14 protein-coding genes are annotated in these 14,600 nt (G+C 61.4%); 1 reads left to right on the forward strand and 13 read right to left on the reverse strand.

Going from position 1 to position 14,600, the window contains the following annotated elements; all coding sequences use genetic code 11:
- Positions 1-20: 20 nt before the first annotated feature.
- Positions 21-2,573 (forward strand): PepSY domain-containing protein, encoded by a 2,553-nt coding sequence (locus HU725_RS18670; RefSeq protein WP_186477663.1) that lies wholly within the window; start codon positions 21-23, stop codon positions 2,571-2,573.
- A 65-nt stretch (positions 2,574-2,638) separates the two neighbouring features.
- Here the strand turns inward: HU725_RS18670 and HU725_RS18675 are convergent, their stop codons facing one another.
- The 13 genes from HU725_RS18675 to fdx all read right to left on the reverse strand — a co-directional run bounded on the left by HU725_RS18675 (position 2,639) and on the right by fdx (position 14,600).
- Positions 2,639-3,430, reverse strand: coding sequence for an amidohydrolase (locus HU725_RS18675; RefSeq protein WP_186477662.1), 792 nt, complete (start codon positions 3,428-3,430; stop codon positions 2,639-2,641).
- Positions 3,418-4,566, reverse strand: a complete 1,149-nt coding sequence (locus tag HU725_RS18680; RefSeq protein ID WP_186477661.1) for a pyridoxal phosphate-dependent aminotransferase — start codon at positions 4,564-4,566, stop codon at positions 3,418-3,420. The genes HU725_RS18675 and HU725_RS18680 overlap by 13 nt, the downstream gene beginning before the upstream one ends.
- A gap of 198 nt (positions 4,567-4,764) precedes the next feature.
- Positions 4,765-6,228, reverse strand: a complete 1,464-nt coding sequence (gene der, locus HU725_RS18685) for a ribosome biogenesis GTPase Der (RefSeq protein ID WP_060479423.1) — start codon at positions 6,226-6,228, stop codon at positions 4,765-4,767.
- A gap of 117 nt (positions 6,229-6,345) precedes the next feature.
- Entirely contained in the window at positions 6,346-7,488 is a 1,143-nt protein-coding gene (gene bamB, locus HU725_RS18690) for an outer membrane protein assembly factor BamB (protein WP_060479422.1), read from the reverse strand.
- Positions 7,489-8,127 carry a tetratricopeptide repeat protein gene (locus tag HU725_RS18695; protein ID WP_186477660.1) on the reverse strand — a complete coding sequence of 213 codons (639 nt, stop codon included), beginning with the start codon at positions 8,125-8,127 and terminating at the stop codon, positions 7,489-7,491.
- 39 nt (positions 8,128-8,166) lie between these two features.
- The gene (gene hisS / locus HU725_RS18700; protein ID WP_060479420.1) at positions 8,167-9,456 is read right to left on the reverse strand and encodes a histidine--tRNA ligase; all 1,290 of its coding nucleotides are present in this window, start codon (positions 9,454-9,456) and stop codon (positions 8,167-8,169) included.
- Positions 9,457-9,480: 24 nt separating this feature from the next.
- Positions 9,481-10,590, reverse strand: coding sequence for a flavodoxin-dependent (E)-4-hydroxy-3-methylbut-2-enyl-diphosphate synthase (gene ispG / locus HU725_RS18705; protein ID WP_060479419.1), 1,110 nt, complete (start codon positions 10,588-10,590; stop codon positions 9,481-9,483).
- A gap of 4 nt (positions 10,591-10,594) precedes the next feature.
- Entirely contained in the window at positions 10,595-11,587 is a 993-nt protein-coding gene (locus HU725_RS18710) for a RodZ domain-containing protein (RefSeq protein ID WP_186477659.1), read from the reverse strand.
- Positions 11,584-12,345, reverse strand: a complete 762-nt coding sequence (pilW, locus tag HU725_RS18715; protein ID WP_060479417.1) for a type IV pilus biogenesis/stability protein PilW — start codon at positions 12,343-12,345, stop codon at positions 11,584-11,586. Before pilW ends, HU725_RS18710 begins: the two co-directional genes overlap by 4 nt.
- A gap of 13 nt (positions 12,346-12,358) precedes the next feature.
- Positions 12,359-13,504 (reverse strand): dual-specificity RNA methyltransferase RlmN, encoded by a 1,146-nt coding sequence (gene rlmN, locus HU725_RS18720; RefSeq protein WP_060479416.1) that lies wholly within the window; start codon positions 13,502-13,504, stop codon positions 12,359-12,361.
- Between the two features lie 28 nt (positions 13,505-13,532).
- Positions 13,533-13,958, reverse strand: a complete 426-nt coding sequence (ndk, locus tag HU725_RS18725; protein ID WP_011532343.1) for a nucleoside-diphosphate kinase — start codon at positions 13,956-13,958, stop codon at positions 13,533-13,535.
- Positions 13,959-14,047: 89 nt separating this feature from the next.
- Positions 14,048-14,248, reverse strand: a complete 201-nt coding sequence (iscX, locus tag HU725_RS18730) for a Fe-S cluster assembly protein IscX (protein WP_016713204.1) — start codon at positions 14,246-14,248, stop codon at positions 14,048-14,050.
- Positions 14,249-14,258: 10 nt separating this feature from the next.
- Positions 14,259-14,600 (reverse strand): ISC system 2Fe-2S type ferredoxin, encoded by a 342-nt coding sequence (gene fdx, locus HU725_RS18735; protein WP_060479415.1) that lies wholly within the window; start codon positions 14,598-14,600, stop codon positions 14,259-14,261.

Raw genomic sequence — 14,600 nt, forward strand, 5'->3', positions numbered from 1 at the left:
TAGCGACACAAGGTGAAGACGTGGTGAAGAAGACGCTGTTTCAACTGCACTGGTTTTTTGGCATCACCGCAGGCCTGGTGCTGGCAGTGATGGGTATCACCGGTGCGCTGTACTCGTTCCAGGAAGAGCTGCTGCGCGCCTTCAACGCCGATGTCCTCAAGGTTGAAGTACGGGCTGAGGGCGTACTGCCGCCAGCCGAGCTGGTTAGCCGCGTGGAAACCGCCCAGGGCGAGAAAGTTTCGATGCTGTGGGTGGATGTACGCGAAGGCAACGCTGCGCGGGTGTTCTTCACCCCGCCACCCGGCGAGCGCCGGGGCACACTGCGCTATGCCGACCCCTACACTGGCGAGCTCAAGGGCGATGCCGCCGGCCAGGGTTTCTTCAACCTGATGCTGAGCCTGCACCGCTTCCTCGCCATGGGCGACACTGGCCGGCAGATCACCGGCGCCTGCACCCTGATGCTGGTGTTTTTCTGCCTGTCCGGCCTCTATCTGCGCTGGCCGCGCAAGGCGCTCAACTGGCGGACCTGGCTGACCCTCGACTGGGCCAAAAAGGGCCGTGCCTTCAACTGGGATCTGCACGCGGTGGCCGGTACTTGGTGCCTGCTGTTCTACCTACTGTTCGCGCTTACCGGGTTGTTCTGGTCTTATGAATGGTATCGCTCGGGGCTGAACAAGCTGCTGGCGGAGCCAGCGGCCGGTCAGCAGCACAAACGCGGTGAGGGCCGTGGCCGTCATGGGCCGCCCAATATCGACAAGCATGCGCCGCCGCTGGTGGTCGACTACGACGCTATCTGGGCCACCCTCAAAGGTGCAGCCGGCCCGAGCCTTGCCACCTATAACCTGCGCCTGCCGCCAGCGGGCAACCAGCCGGCGAATCTGTTCTATTTACTAGAGGGTGCAGCCCACCCACGGGCATTCAACACATTGGTAATCGACCCGGCAACTGGCCAGATCAAGCGCCACGAGCGCTACATCGAAAAGCCCTTCAAGGCTCAGTTGCTGCAAAGCGTCTACGCACTGCATGTCGGCGAATACTTCGGCCTACCCGGGCGCATCATCGTCACCATCGCCAGCCTGAGCATGCCGCTGTTCTTCGTCACCGGCTGGCTGCTATACCTCGACCGACGGCGCAAGAAGCGCCAAGTGCTTGCCGCCCGCAGCCATGTGGATGCTCGGCAGGGCGACGGTGACAGCTGGCTTGTTGGTTTCGCCAGCCAAAGCGGCCTGGCCGAACAACTGGCTTGGCAAAGCGCAAGCCAGCTGCAGGCAGCGGGCTTGCCGGTACGCGTCCGCGCCCTGGCCGAGCTGAATGAGGCCGACTTGAAGCAGGCCCGTCGCGCCCTGTTCGTGGTCAGTACCTTCGGCGACGGCGAAGCCCCCGACAGTGCCCGTGGCTTCGAACGCAAGGTGCTCGGCCAGCCCTTGACGTTGAACCACCTCAACTACGCCCTACTCGCCTTGGGGGATCGGCAGTATCCACATTTCTGTGGTTTCGCCCGACGCCTGCAGGCTTGGTTGAGTGATCGGGGCGCCAGCAGCGCTTTCGGCCCAGTGGAAGTGGACAATGCCGACAAGGCCGCTGTGCAGCTCTGGCAGCAGCAGCTGGCGCAACTGACAGGTGTTCAACCTGTCAGCGCCTGGCAGCCGCCGAGTTTCGGCAACTGGACCCTGGTCAGGCGCGAGCAGCTCAACCCCGGCAGCCAAGGCCAACCGGTCTACCTGCTAGGCCTGCGGCCAGAGCAACCGGCCAGTTGGGAAGCCGGTGACCTGGTGGAAATCCTGCCGCTCAATGGGCGCGCCCGGATCGATGCGTTTGTGCATGGCATGGCGCAGGACGCCAATGTCAGCGTGCAGGTCGAAGGCTTGCACACAACCCTGAGCCAGGCCCTGGCTGGCCGCCAGCTGCCGAGCCGTCGCGACCATCTGCTTGGCCTGCACCCGCAGGCCCTGGTTGATGCCCTGGTACCGATCGGCACCCGCGAATACTCCATCGCCTCCATCGCCAGTGATGGGGTGCTGGAGCTGATCGTGCGCCAGGAGCGTAATGCGCACGGCCATCTCGGCCTGGGCTCGGGCTGGCTGACCGAATACCTGCCGCTTGATGGCACCCTAAGCCTGCGCTTGCGCCGCAATAGCAGCTTCCACCTGCCCCAGCCTCCTGCACCGATGATCCTGATCGGCAACGGCACGGGGCTGGCAGGCCTGCGCAGCTTGATGCGAGCGCGGGTCAATGCTGGCGAGCAGCGCAACTGGTTACTGTTCGGTGAGCGCAACCGCGCCCATGACCTGCTGTGTGGCGCAGAACTGCAGGGCTGGCTCGCCAGCGGCGACCTGGCACGGCTGGACCTTGCCTTTTCACGTGATCAGGCCGAAAAGGTGTATGTGCAGGATGTGTTGCTGCAGCAGGCCGAGGCCTTGAAGCAATGGGTGCTAGACGGGGCTTGTGTGTATGTCTGCGGCAGCCTGCAAGGCATGGCGGCAGGGGTGGACGCAGCGCTCAAGGGCATCCTTGGAGAAGCGACTGTGCAGCAGCTGATAGAAGATGGGCGTTATCGGCGGGACGTGTACTAACCGAAAAATGATGTAACCAAGGCCGGCCTCTTCACTATTAAACCCGCGAAGAGGCCGGTTCTGCTTCAGTGGATTTCGTAGGTATCGGCATCCAGGTTGGCCGGAAATTTGGTGCGGTAGGCCGCCAGCTCCGCCGCGCTCAACACCGCCGTGAACACCCCGTCCGCTTCCCCCGCACTGAGCAGGCTCTCGCCCTGAAAGTCCAGCACCTGGCTGTCGCCGGAATAGGCAAAGCCTTTGCCATCGGTGCCCACGCGGTTCACCGCTGCTACATAGCACAGGTTCTCGATGCCCCGCGCCGGCAGCAGCCGGTTCCAGTGCAGGCGCCGTGCCGCAGGCCAATTGGCGGTGTACAGCAGCAGGTCGGTGTCCTGAGCATCACGGCTCCATACCGGGAAACGCAGGTCATAGCAGATCAGCGGACGCACCCGCCACCCCTTGAGCTCGAACTGCACCTGACGCTCACCTGGGGTGTAGTGCTTGTGCTCGCCGGCCATGCGGAACAGGTGACGTTTATCGTAATGCAGCACCTCGCCATCCGGGCGCGCCCACAACAAACGGTTACGGTGGCTACCGTCGGCAGCCTGGATGATCACGCTGCCGGTGACCACCGCATCGATGCGCTTGGCCTGGGCCTTCAGCCACTTGTAGGTTGGGCCGTTTTCAGGCTCACACAAGGTGTGCGACTGCATGGAAAACCCTGTGGTGAACATTTCCGGCAGTACCACCAGGTCGGCGCCGCGCGCCTGATCCAGCAGCACCTCGAAATGCGCATAGTTGGCTTCACGGTCGTGCCAGGCCAGGGCGGTCTGCACCAGGGCGATTTTCAGGTTAGGCAGTGCACTCAGATCGCGCATAGTTTTTCCGCTGCCTGGCGCAGCGTCTCCTCACGTTTGGCAAAGCACAGGCGCACCAGGCGTTGCTCGGGGACAGGTTGCTGGTAGAACACCGAGACCGGAATGGTCGCCACACCGTGCTCGCGGGTGAGCCACATGGCCATGTCGACATCGTTCAGGTCCGGGCGAATTTGCGAATAGTCCACCAACTGGAAGTAAGTACCCGCGGTAGGGGTAAACCGCAAACGCGATCCTTCGAGCAGGCCGCAGAACAAATCGCGCTTGGCTTGGTAAAACCCCGGCAGCTCATCGATGTGCTCCGGGTGCTCGGCCATAAAGTCGGCCAAGGCACACTGCAGTGGTGTAACACCGCAGAAATTGACGTACTGGTGCACCTTGCGCAATTCGGCGGTCAAGGCCGGTGGCGCGATCACATAGCCGGTTTTCCAGCCGGTGACGTGGTAGGTCTTGCCGAACGAGCTGATGACGAAGGCGCGTTGGTACAACTGTTCATGGGCCAGCACACTGGCATGGCGCACGCCATCGTAGACCAGGTGTTCGTAAACTTCGTCGCTGACCAGGTAGATATCGCGGCCTGCGATCAGTTGCGCCAGTTGCTCGAGGTCCTCACGGCTGATCAATGCACCACTGGGGTTGTGCGGCGAATTAAGGACGACCATGCGCGTACGGGGGCTTAAAGCATCGCTGAACGCCTGCCAATCGATGCGGAAGTCGCCGTCACTGAGCTGCACATGCACACAGCGCCCGCCTGCCAGTTCAACCGACGGCTCGTAACTGTCGTAACAGGGGTCGAAGACGATCACCTCGTCACCTGGGTGAACCACTGCCTGGATGGCGCAGAAGATCGCTTGCGTGGCGCCAGGGGTGATGGTCACTTCATGGTCAGCATCCACCATGGCGCCATATAACCTGGCGACTTTGGCGGCCACCTGCTGACGCAGGGCCGGCAGGCCAGTCATCGGGCAATACTGATTGTGACCGGCGGACACATGCCGACCGACCGCATCGAGCAGCGCTTGCGGGCCGTTGAAGTCGGGAAAGCCCTGGGACAGGTTGAGCGCGCCGGTTTGCGCGGCCAGCTGAGACATGGTGGTGAAGATGGTCGTGCCGACATTCGGCAGTTTGCTGCGGATCATGGAGCCCTCTTTCCTGGGGTGTATCCGGCACGGGTGGAGTCCGAGCATAGCGGATCGCGTGGTCAGGAAAAAGGTTGAAACAATAACAGGATTGCTCTGGATCAAAGGGCAATTTCGCGGGTAAACCCGCTCCTACAGTTGATGCGTAAATCTGCATCGGCACCCTGTCGTAGGAGCGGCTTTAGCCGCGAAGCAGAATCAGCGCTTGTCGCGGCGCTTTTTCTCGGCCTTCTTGTGGTGGGACATCAAGCGGCGCTTCTTGTTGACCTGGCGATCGGTGAGGGTATTTTTCTTGCCCTCATAGGGGTTTTCACCACCTTTGTACTCGATGCGGATCGGGGTACCGACCAACTTGAGCACACGGCGGTAGGTATTTTCCAAGTAGCGCGAGTAAGACTTGGGAATCTTCTCGGTCTGGTTGCCGTGGATCACGATCAGCGGTGGGTTGGCGCCGCCGAGGTGGGCATAACGCAGCTTGATACGGCGACCGTTGACCAACGGCGGTTGGTGCTCGCTTACCGCGTCTTCGAGGATCTGTGTCAGGCGGCTGGTCGGCCAGCGGGTGACCGCAGACTTGAACGCGGCCTGTACCGACTTGTACAGGTTGCCCACGCCGGTGCCATGCAGGGCTGAGATGAAGTGGATGTCGGCGAAGTCGACGAAGAACAGCCGACGCTCCAATTCGGTCTTGACGTAGTCGCGCTCGCCCGGCTCCATGCCGTCCCACTTGTTCAGCGCGATGACGATGGCGCGGCCGGCTTCGAGGGCGAAGCCCAGCAGGTTCAGGTCATGGTCGACCACACCTTCGCGGGCGTCCATGACGAAGATCACGACGTTGGCGTCCTTGATCGCCTGCAGGGTTTTGACCACCGAGAACTTTTCGACTTCCTCGTGGATCTTGCCGCGCTTACGCACACCCGCGGTGTCGATGAAGGTGTACTTTTCGCCATCACGCTCGAACGGGATATAGATACTGTCACGGGTGGTACCTGGCTGGTCGTAGACCACCACCCGCTCTTCCCCAAGCATGCGGTTGACGAGGGTCGACTTGCCCACGTTCGGGCGGCCGATGATGGCGATCTTGATGCCATCTTTCTCGCTCGGGCCAGGGATGCGGACAGCTTCCTCGCCCTCGGCGACCTCAGCGTCCAGGGCTTCCTCGACCTGGTCACGCGGGATGTGGCCGAGCACAGCTTCCATCAACGCGTTGATACCCCGGCCCTGGGAGCCAGCCACCGGGATGGCGTTGCCCATGCCCAGCGGCGAGAACTCTGCGCGCGCCACATCGGCATCGATGTTGTCGATTTTGTTGGCGACCAGAATTGCCTCTTTGTTGCGCTTGCGCAGGTGCTCGGCAATCATCTGATCCGCGGCGGTCATGCCGGCGCGGGCGTCAACCAGAAACAATACATAGTCAGCTTCTTCGATGGCCATCAGCGACTGCTCGGCCATCTTCTCGTCCATGCCCACTTCGTCACCGGTAATACCGCCGGTGTCGATCAGGATGAAGGAACGACCCTGCCAGGAGGCATCACCGTACTGGCGGTCACGGGTCAGGCCCGACAAGTCACCGACGATGGCATCGCGGGTCTTGGTCAGGCGGTTGAACATGGTGGATTTGCCGACGTTCGGGCGGCCCACCAGGGCGATTACGGGAACCATGCGGCTCTCCACTCTTGAATTCTTGAAAATGCAAAGGCCGCTGCAAGGCAGCGGCCGGAGTTCGGGCGGCGTATCCTACGCCGCGGCCTGAAGCCCACCAGGGCTCCAAGCATAGCTTCAGCGAACGGTCAGTGCCTCGAGCTTACCGCTATTGCCAAAGACGTAGATGGTGTCGCCGACCACAAGTGGACGAGCGCGCACACCATCGCTGTCGATCCGCTCACGGCCGACGAAACGGCCATCGACCTGGCTCAGCAGGTGCAGGTAACCTTCGAAGTCACCCACCGCCACGTAGCTTGAGAACACCTCTGGCGCGCTCAGCTGGCGACGGGCCATCGAATCGTTGCTCCACAGCGCGCTGGAAGAACGTTCGTCAACACTCTCGACAGTACCGCTGGCTTCACTGACATAGACGTTACCGTAACCCTGGGCAACGCCCACGTAGCTGGAAGCATCGCGCTGCCACAGCACACGGCCGCTTTCCAGGTCCAGGCCCGCGACGCGGCCCTGGTAGGTGCTGACGTACAGGGTACCACCGGACAGCAGCAGGCCGCCGTCGATATCCACCACACGGTCCAGTTCGGAACGGCCCTGCGGCACGGCCACGCGGCTTTCCCACACCGGCACGCCGTTGTTGATGTCAACCGCAACCACTTTACCGGTGGACAGGCCAGCCACAGCCAGGCGGTTGGTAGCGATCGGTGCACCGGTGCCACGCAGGGTCAACACGGCCGGGGTGCTCTCGTAGATCCAGCGGCGGTCGCCAGTGGCGGCATCCAGGCCAATCAAGCGATCGTCCTGGGTTTGCACCACTACCACGTCACCGTTGTTGGCCGGCGGCGCGAGCACTTCACTGGTGACGCGCGCCTTCCAGCGCTCCTCACCCGTGCTGGAATCCAGCGCGATCACCTCACCCTTGAGAGTGCCGAGCATGACCAGGCCATAACCGACACCAACAGCGCCGGAAACTGGCTTTTCCAGGTCCTTTTTCCACACCACGTCGCCAGTGAGGCGGTCGAGGGCGAACACTTCGCCGTTGACATCGGAGGCATAGATGCGGTCGTTCTCGATCGCGGGAACCAGCGTGTTGTAAGTTTCACCCTGACCGTCACCGATCGAACGGCTCCACAGTTTTTTCAACGCCACTTCTTCGGTGAACTTGGTCAGTTCGGCCGGAGGCAGTTCCTTTTTGCTGTTGCTGCTGCAACCTGCGGCCAGCACGGCCAGGGTCAGCACTGCTGCTTGTTTCCAACCGATCACTTACGCATCCCCTTTGGCCAAGTCATCCAGCTTCAGTTGCAGGCCACCGACCGCTGCTTCATCAGACAGCGCGGCCTTGGCTTTTTCGTAGGCACTGTGGGCATCGTCGCCGCGCCCCAATTGCACCAGCAGGTCTCCCTTCAACTCTTCACGGCTGGCCAGAAACGCTTTTTCAGTGTCACCGTCGAGCAGCTTGAGGGCCTCTTCGGCCTTGTTCTGCGCGGCGAGCACACGCGCCAAGCGCTGGCGCGAGATCTCACCCAGGGTGACGTCGGCAGGCTTGTCCAGCACGCTTTTCAGCTCGGCAGCAGCGTCGTCGAGCTTGCCGGTCTCGACCGCAACCTTGGCCACGAACAGGCTGCCGTACTGAGCGTACGCGGTACCGCCGAACTCGCTCTTGAGCTTGCCGGCCAGTTCCGCAACCTTGGTCGCATCAGGCTGGCCGGCCGGCGTCAGACTGGTTTCTAGCAGGGCCTGATACAGCTGCGAAGCACCTTGCGCCTGGTTGCTCTGGTACTTGTGCCAGGTATTCCAGCCCAACACCACCACGCCAGCCAGCAGGGCACCGGTCAGCAGCGGCTTGCCGTTGCGGTTCCACCAGTCCTTGACTCCGGCCAGTTCATCATCGGTACTCGACACCCCAATACTCCTTTTCGCCTATTCGCTTGTTGAACCGCGTTACGCCTGGGCGATCGCGGTTTCCAGGTGCTCAGCCAGAGCATCCCAGGCAATGTTCTGTTGTTCGCCCTGGCCACGCAGGGGCTTGATGCCAACTTCCTGCTTGGCCAGCTCATCGTCGCCGAGAATCAGGGCGAACAGGGCGCCGCTCTTGTCGGCTTTCTTGAATTGACTCTTGAAGCTGCCGCCACCGGCGTTGACCGCCAGGCGCAGGCCCGGCAAGCGATCACGCAGGCCCTCGGAAACACGCAGAGCGGCCAACTCCGCCTGGTCGCCAAAGGCGCACAGGTAGACGTCGATGGTGCGACTGATCGATTCAGGCACCTTGCCGAGGGTTTCCAGCAGCAGGATCAGGCGTTCGATACCCATGGCGAAACCTACACCAGTGGTAGGCTTGCCGCCCATCTGCTCGACCAGGCCATCGTAACGGCCACCCGCGCATACAGTGCCTTGAGCTCCGAGCTTGTCGGTGACCCACTCGAACACGGTCTTGCTGTAATAGTCCAGGCCACGTACCAGCTTGGTATTGATCACGAACGGAATGCCGGCGGCATCCAGGCGAGCCTTGAGGCCCTCAAAGTGCGTGCGGGAGTCTTCGTCCAGGTAATCTTCCAGCTTCGGGGCGCCGACCAGCACCGCCTGGGTGCCTTGGTCCTTGCTGTCGAGAATTCGCAGCGGGTTGCTCTTGAGGCGGCGCTGACTGTCTTCGTCGAGCTGCTCAAGGCGCGCGCTGAGGAATTCGACCAGGGCGTCACGGTAGCGGGCACGGGCTTCGCTGGTGCCCAGGCTGTTGAGCTCGAGCTTGACAGCATCCTGGATGCCCAGCAGGCCCCAAAGGCGCCAGGTCAGCATGATCAGTTCGGCGTCGATGTCCGGGCCGTCGAGGTTGAATACCTCCACGCCAATCTGGTGGAACTGGCGGTAACGACCTTTTTGCGGGCGCTCATGGCGGAACATCTGGCCGATGTACCAGAGCTTCTGCACCTGGCCATTGCCGGTTATGCCGTGCTCCAGTACAGCGCGCACGCAAGCGGCGGTGCCTTCTGGGCGCAGGGTGAGCGAATCGCCGTTACGGTCTTCGAATGTATACATCTCTTTTTCGACGATGTCGGTGACTTCACCGATCGAGCGTTTGAACAGCTCGGTGAACTCGACGATCGGCGTGCGGATCTGGCTGTACCCATAGGTATCCAGCAGCCCGGCAACGGTACCTTCGAAGTAGCGCCAGAGCGGCGACTGCTCTGGCAGGATGTCGTTCATGCCACGAATGGCTTGCAGCGATTTGCTCACGAAAAGTCCTTACGAATCTATGTGTCAGCTACGGGCGATCAGTGCCGCGTCAGCCTCGACCTTTTCGGCCGCTTTCTGGCGGATGAGCTTCTCCAGCTCATCGACCAGGTTGTCATTGGTCAGCTTCTGTGCTGGCTTGCCGTCGATATACACAAGGTTAGGCGTGCCACCGGTCAACCCCACGTGGGACTCCTTGGCTTCACCCGGCCCGTTGACCACGCAACCGATCACCGCCACATCCAGCGGGACCAGCAAGTCCTCGAGGCGCCCTTCCAGCTCGTTCATGGTCTTGACCACATCGAAGTTCTGCCGCGAACAGCTCGGACAGGCGATGAAGTTGATGCCACGCGAACGCAGGTGCAAAGACTTGAGGATGTCGTAGCCAACCTTCACTTCTTCGACAGGGTCAGCGGCCAGCGAGATGCGGATGGTATCGCCAATGCCTTCGGCCAGCAGCATACCGAGGCCGACAGCGGATTTCACCGTCCCCGAACGCAGGCCACCGGCTTCGGTGATACCCAGGTGCAGCGGTTGAATGATCTGCTTGGCGAGCAGGCGATAGGCCTCCACGGCCATGAACACATCGGAAGCCTTGACGCTGACCTTGAAGTCCTGGAAATCCAGGCGGTCCAGATGTTCGACATGACGCAGGGCCGACTCCACCAGTGCAGCTGGGGTCGGCTCGCCGTACTTCTTCTGCAGGTCCTTTTCCAGGGAGCCTGCATTGACGCCGATGCGGATTGGAATACCACGGTCGCGCGCAGCATCGACCACCGCGCGCACGCGGTCTTCGCGGCCAATGTTGCCGGGGTTGATGCGCAGGCAATCGACACCAAGCTCAGCCACGCGCAGGGCGATCTTGTAGTCGAAATGAATGTCGGCAACCAGCGGCACGGTGACCAGCTGCTTGATCTTGCCGAACGCTTCGGCGGCGTCCATGTCCGGTACCGACACTCGCACGATATCGACGCCGGCATCGACCAGGCGCTGGATCTGCGCCACGGTGGCCAGCACATCGTTGGTGTCGGTGTTGGTCATGCTCTGCACCGCGATGGGGGCATCGCCACCCACCGGCACATTGCCGACCCAGATTTTGCGGGATTCGCGACGTTTGATCGGAGATTCGCCGTGCATGACTTTACTGTCCCAACTTCAGGCGAGCGGTTTCGCCACTGGTGAACGGGGCAACATCGACCGGCTGGCCGTTGTAACTGACCTGGGCGCCCCGGGCAAAGCCCAGACGTACCGCAAATGGCGGTTTGCCGGTCAGCTCGAGGTTGTCCCCTTTGCGCTTGATGGCGCTGAACAGCACCTTGCCATTGCCATCGGACACTTGAGTCCAGCAATCGGCGGTGAACTGTATTGCGACCTTGGCGCTACCGGCCGGTACAGCCGCTGGGGCAGCAGGCTCGGCAGTTGCCGGGGCGCTGGCCGCTGGGACGGCTGGGGCTGCGGGGGCGACGGCGGTGGCCGGTGCCTGCTGCACGGCAGCTGAAGCCGAAGCCGGGGCAGACTCAGCCGGGGCAACTTCGCTGGTCGGCTGGGTAACCGCGTCGGTTGGCGCCTGCTGCAGGGCCAGTGGCGCGCTCTCGGGCTGCTGCCCCGCCGTCACGGCCTGGTCTTCAGGCTCATCCAGCGGGTGGATCTGCGTGGTACCGTCGGCGCTTTCGACTTCGACATGTTCCAGGGCAATTTTCGCCAGGTCCTTGCCTTTGAGGCTGCCCTTGTCCTGCCACCAGATGAAACTGCCACCCACCACCGCGACCAACAGCAGCAAGGTCACGCCGCGCATGATGTTATGCGACAAACGCATCGGCTCTTCGATACGGCCGAGCGAGTGCACGTCACTGCCTTTGGCGTGGGTGCCGGTGTACTGGTCGAAGGCTTCGACCAGGGGTGCCTGGTCCATCTCCATCAGTTTGGCGTAGGCGCGGATGTAACCTCGGGCAAAGGTGTGCCCTGGCAGCTTGTCGAAGGCGCCGGTTTCCAGGTGATTCAACGAATTGACGGTGAGGTTCAGCTTGCGGGCCACCTCGGCTTGCGACCACTCCCGTTTCTCGCGGGCCTGGCGCAACAATTCACCGGGGTTCTGGCCAGTCGCTGCTGCTACTTCGGGATGCGCGGCTTTCATCGTTGCTCCGACAGGTATTGCTGATATTCCGGCGTACCGGGATAAAGTCGTTGTAATTGCTGGCCAAGATCGGCCAGGGTACCTTGCTCGTCGAACACACGGGCAAGGCGGCTGCCCAGCAGCAGGCTACGGGCGGTGTGATCGCTCAACTGGCTGAAACGATCGTAGTATTCACGGGCCGGCACATAATGCCTGTTTTCGTAGGACAACTCAGCCATTTCCAATAACGCTCTGGGCTGGCGTCGGTCGAGTTGCAGGGCCTTGGTCAGATACGCATGTGCCTGGTCGCGATCGTCGAGCTTCAGGGCCGTGAGGCCAAGGTTCTCGTACACGCGCGAGCGTTCAGGATACAGGGTATCGGCACTGGCCAGGCGAAACATCTGCTCGGCTTGGGCAAAACGTTGCTGAGCATATAGGAAACTGCCGTAATTGTTGCGAATTCGCGTATCGCCAGGGCGCGACAGTAGCGCTTTTTTGAAATGCGCCTCGGCCAGGGCAGGCTCCGCCTCGGCCTGGAACACCAGGGCCAGCGCCGCATGGGCATCGGCGTCACCTGCATTGAGGGCCAGGGCTTTGCCAAGAGGCGCCTTGGCCTGCTGGGTCAAACCTTGTTGCAGATACCCCAGGCCAAGCTGCGTGTACGCACGGCCTGCCTCCAGCCGCCCTTGCCGATTGGCAAGGGGGTCGCTTGCACCGCCGGACACGCAGCCGGCCAGCAGCGATAGCGCAAGGATCGACAGCGCGGCGCGCAAGCTCATGACAAAGCCAGGCTCAGTGGCGCACGCCGCTGACTGGCTGCTCAGCGTCAGCGGACAGCTGGCGGACAGCGATATAGCGCTCGCTGCGGCGGGTACGGTCGTTTACCTGACCGACCAGTTGACCACAGGCCGCGTCGATATCGTCGCCGCGGGTGGTACGGGTGGTGACGTTGAAGCCACCATGGTGCAGCAGGTCCTGGAAGCGGCGGATAGCGTTGTTGCTCGGCCGTTCGTAACCCGAATGAGGGAACGGGTTGAACGGGATCAGGTTGATCTTGCACGGTACGTCGCGCAGCAATTCGATCATTTGCGCCGCATGCTCAGGCTGGTCGTTGACGTCCTTGAGCAAGGTGTACTCGATGGTCAGTACACGCTTGCCGCCAAGGGTCGACATATAACCCATGCACGACTCAAGCAGCATCTTCAGTGGGTACTTTTTATTGATCGGCACCAGCTGATTGCGCAGTTCGTCGTTGGGTGCGTGCAGCGACAAGGCCAGCGAGACGTCGATGTGCTTGGCCAGCTCGTCGATCATCGGCACCACGCCCGAGGTGGACAGGGTGACGCGGCGCTTGGAAATGCCATAGCCCAGATCTTCCATCATGATCTTCATGGCGGCGATGACATTGTCGAAGTTCAGCAGAGGCTCGCCCATGCCCATCATGACCACGTTGGTAATGGCGCGGTCGATCTTGGCAGGGACGGTCCCAAAAGATTTGTTCGCAAGCCACACCTGCCCGATCACTTCGGCGGCGGTGAGGTTGCTGTTGAAGCCTTGCTTGCCGGTGGAGCAGAAACTGCAGTCCAGGGCGCAGCCGGCTTGGGACGATACGCAGAGCGTGCCGCGGTCGTCGGTGGGGATGTAGACGGTTTCGACGCAGCTGCCGGAGGCAACGCGGATCACCCACTTACGGGTACCGTCTGCGGAAATGTCTTCACTGACCACTTCCGGGCCGCGAATCTCGGCAACGGCCTCGAGTTTTTCGCGCAAGACTTTGCCGACATTGGTCATGGCGGCGAAATCGTCGACGCCAAAATGGTGAATCCACTTCATCACCTGCCCGGCGCGAAAGCGCTTCTCCCCGATCGAGTCGAAGAACTGTTCCATTTCCTGCAGGGTCAGCCCCAACAGGTTGATTTTGCCGGTAGATGTCGTCATGGATTCACCTTCACCCTTAAGCTTTCGCTTAGCGAGTGGTTACCTCGGTAGCAGCGAAGAAGTAAGCGATTTCGCGGGCAGCAGCAGCTTCGGAGTCCGAACCGTGAACGGCGTTGGCGTCGATCGACTCAGCGAAGTCAGCGCGGATGGTGCCTGGAGCAGCTTCTTTAGGGTTGGTAGCGCCCATCAGCTCACGGTTCAGAGCGATGGCGTTTTCGCCTTCCAGAACCTGAACGACGACCGGACCGGAAGTCATGAAAGCAACCAAGTCACCGAAGAAGCCACGAGCGCTGTGCTCGGCGTAGAAGCCTTCGGCTTCGGCTTTGGACAGTTGCTTGATTTTCGAGGCAACGATTTTCAGGCCGGCTTCTTCGAAGCGGGTGGTGATCTTGCCGATAACGTTCTTGGCAACGGCGTCCGGCTTGATGATCGAGAAAGTACGTTGAACAGCCATGGAAAACTCCAGAATATGAGTGTTACGAAAAATTAAACCCGCGAATTATACGCGGGTTCCAGGGGATTGCCTAACCTGCAGCGTCACGCTTAGTCGGCTTCGTCAATCCAGGCCGCCTGGATGGCCTCGAGCACTTTTTCACCGCCTCGTGACGGATCGTCGCTGAACTCCGGCAGCGCCAGCACCCAACGGTGCAGATCGACGAAATTCACATATCTAGGATCGACTTCCGGCTTGCTTTCTGCAAGCTGGATGGCGATCTCAAGTACATCAATCCATTTCAGGCTCATGGGGCAAATCTCAGTGCGGTGCTTCGGCAGCGTGGTTGAGCGAATATTTTGGAATCTCGATGGTGAGGTCCTCGTCACCGACGATAACCTGGCAGGCCAGACGCGATTGCGCCTCCAGGCCCCATGCCTTGTCCAGCATGTCTTCTTCCAGCTCGTCGGCCTCCTCGAGGGAGTCGAAGCCTTCACGCACGATGCAATGACAAGTGGTGCACGCACACACACCACCGCACGCGCTCTCCATCTCGATGTGGTGCTCGTGGGCCAGCTCCAGAATGTTGGTGCCTGGCTCCACTTCAACCACCAGCCCTTGCGGGCAGAACTTCTCGTGCGGCAGGAAAATCACCTGGGGCAT

Origin of the sequence: Pseudomonas promysalinigenes, assembly GCF_014269025.2 — a bacterium.
Lineage (GTDB): Bacteria > Pseudomonadota > Gammaproteobacteria > Pseudomonadales > Pseudomonadaceae > Aquipseudomonas > Aquipseudomonas promysalinigenes.